Below are 2,847 nucleotides of genomic sequence, written 5' to 3' on the forward strand. Positions count from 1 at the left end.
GTGTTTACTTTATCAACCTGTATTACGCAATCCAGCAGATATTCCACTTATGGTAAGTAATACTTCAGTTAAAAGTTCATCATTCGGCTCTTCCTGTTTACGTAATTCCTTGATTAACTCTACCTGTAAAAAATTCAAGGGATCCACATATGGGTTTCTTCTAAATACTGAATCTTTAATGTTAGGTATGTGATCCAATAATTCTTTATCGCCCGTAATTTTCAATAAAATTTCCTTAGTTCTTACATATTCTTCTAATATATTAGTGAATATCCTATCAGCAATCTCTTTATCTTCAACAAGCGTTAAATACTCCTGGGCTGTCGTTATATCTGCCTTCATTAATGCCATTTGCAAATTATCCACGGTAGATTGAAAGAATGGCCACTTTAAATACATTTGCTGTAGAAGCTCCATATTTTGCTCACTTCTAGAAGCAAAGCTTTCTAAACCTGTTCCTGCAGCATACCATGCCGGCAGGAGCTGGCGGCTTTGAGTCCAGGCAAAAACCCACGGTATTGCCCGTAAATCTTCAAATCGTCCGCGATTTTTTCGACTCATCGGTCTTGAGCCAATATTTAAATCACCTAACTCTCTTAATGGCGTAGCCTCGTTAAAGTAAGTCAGGAAGTCAGAGTCGCCAAAAACGAGTGCTTGGTATTTGCCCAAAGCAGTGCTTGAAATTTCTTCTATTGCTTCTTCCCATATTAGTTCCCTCAGGTTCCCTTGTTCCGCTTCATTCGAAACATGTGTTGCTGCACGCAGCAAAGTGGAAGTTGCCTGCTCTAAACTGCGGTAAGCGATATCCTCAAGTAAATAACGGGCAGATAACACCTCTCCTTGCTCCGTAATTTTAACCCCATCCCCGATGGTTTCAGCCGGCTGTGATAAAATGCTTTTATTTAAGGGACCACCGCCACGTCCTAAAGACCCACCGCGACCATGGAAAAATTTAAGACCAATTTGATACCTTTTTGCCATTTCATGAATTTCGATTTGCGCTTTATATAGCTTCCAATTCGCAGTTAAGGTACCTCCATCTTTGCTGCCATCTGAGTAGCCCAGCATAATTTCCTGTTGGTTCCCTAGGATTTGCAAATGATTACGGTAAACAGGCATTTCAAAGAGTGTCTCCATTATTTTAGGTCCGGAGGTTAAATCATCAATGGTTTCTAAAAGTGGAGCAACATTTAAGTGACTTTCCAATGCCCCATCTGAATGAAGCCTGTAGATGCCTGCTTCTTTTGCCAATACCAGAACTTCTAACAAATCGCTAGGTGATTTTGTCATACTGACAAGGTACACAGATATAGATCGTTTGCCGAATTCTTCATGTGCTTTCTTAATCATTTGGAATACTTTAATCATTTCTTGCGTTTCTTTAGAATAATCCTCATTTAATAAAAGAAGTGGACGTGGGTCAATCAAAATACTTTGAAGAATTTTCAACTTTTCTTCTTCTGCAAGTTCAGCATAATTTTCACTGATCCGGACTTTCTTCAAAATTTCTGTAATCGCTGCTTCGTGTTCACCGCTGTGATTCCGGATATCAAGTGTAGCTAAATGGAAGCCAAACAACTGGACTTGACGGATCAGCTTCTGAATTGTTTTTAATTCATGAGCAGCTGGATGATGATGTTTAAGACTATTTTGAATCAAGTATAAATCTGTTAATAAATCATCAGCAGTTTTATAACCGATACCTGATTTACCAACTTGCTTTATACGCTCAATAATAATCGCAAAAGCACGACGGTATACTTCCGTTTTTACAGGCCATTTTTTATCATCGGATAAATAATAGTCCTCTTTTTCCTCGAGATAGTTTATGAGTTCGCTGCTTACTTCCACTCTTGTAGTAGAATGACTGTATCGCTTCATTAAATCCACTAAAACAGCTTTATATTTTTTTAGGACAAGCCTTCTTTGCCTTAATAATGTTTCCCATGTTATATCATGGGTCACATTCGGATTTCCATCACGGTCGCCGCCAATCCATGAACCGAAGCGAAGGAAATTCGGAACTTGCCAGTCGGTTTGTGGAAAATTTGTTTCTAAACTTGCTTCCAATTCACGATGAATTTCAGGGAGCACATCAAAAAGAGTTTGATCAAAATAATACAATCCATTCCGAACTTCATCCATAACTGTCGGTTTATAATGCCGTAATTCATCTGTCTGCCATAGAATTGTCACTTCATTAAATAAACTCTCTTCGAGCTTATTTTTTTCTTTTTTTGTAAGCAGTGGATGGTCAAGATTTTTTAAGATATCCGCGATCCTTTGTTGAATTTCAAGAATCGACCGCTTTGTTGCCTCTGTCGGATGGGCAGTGATAACAAGTTCAAGGGACAATGTATGTAAAACATTTTGAATTGTCTCTTCTTCAATATCGTTTTCTTTAAGTGCCAAAATTGCACTTTCTATTGAATCAGGTTGAACATTATTATCATCTTGAAGTTGGTATTGTCTTCTTCTCCGAATTCGATGATTTTGTTCAGCCGCATTTATTAAATGGAAATACATTGAAAATGCACGGATGATTTGTTTCCGCATTGGAGTGCTGAGAGAAGCTATTTCTTGTTTTAAGGCCGCATATTCGTCTTGGCTAAAGTCCGTACGAAGATTTTTGCACATTAGCCGTATTTTTTCGACTTTGTCAAATAAATCAGTTCCACCATGGTTAATAAGAATTTCACCAAGTATTTTCCCTAATAACTTAACATCGCGACGTAATGGAAGACTGCTGTCATTTAGTTTCAATTCGGTTGCCACACCTTTTCACCTTCCCTTTCTGTAATTCGGTAAAATTTTTATTTATTAATATAACATAATTTAGTAGGATTG

Annotated in this window: 1 protein-coding gene; it reads right to left on the reverse strand. The window is 37.8% G+C overall.

The genetic code is table 11. The features are described 5' to 3' along the window. Positions 1–12: 12 nt before the first annotated feature. Positions 13–2,775: a phosphoenolpyruvate carboxylase gene (gene ppc, locus V7161_RS28405; RefSeq protein ID WP_335716147.1), complete on the reverse strand. Its 2,763-nt coding sequence runs from the start codon at positions 2,773–2,775 to the stop codon at positions 13–15. Positions 2,776–2,847: the final 72 nt, after the last annotated feature.

It is taken from the genome of Neobacillus drentensis (assembly GCF_036965425.1).
Taxonomy (GTDB): Bacteria; Bacillota; Bacilli; order Bacillales; family Cytobacillaceae; genus Neobacillus; species Neobacillus drentensis_F.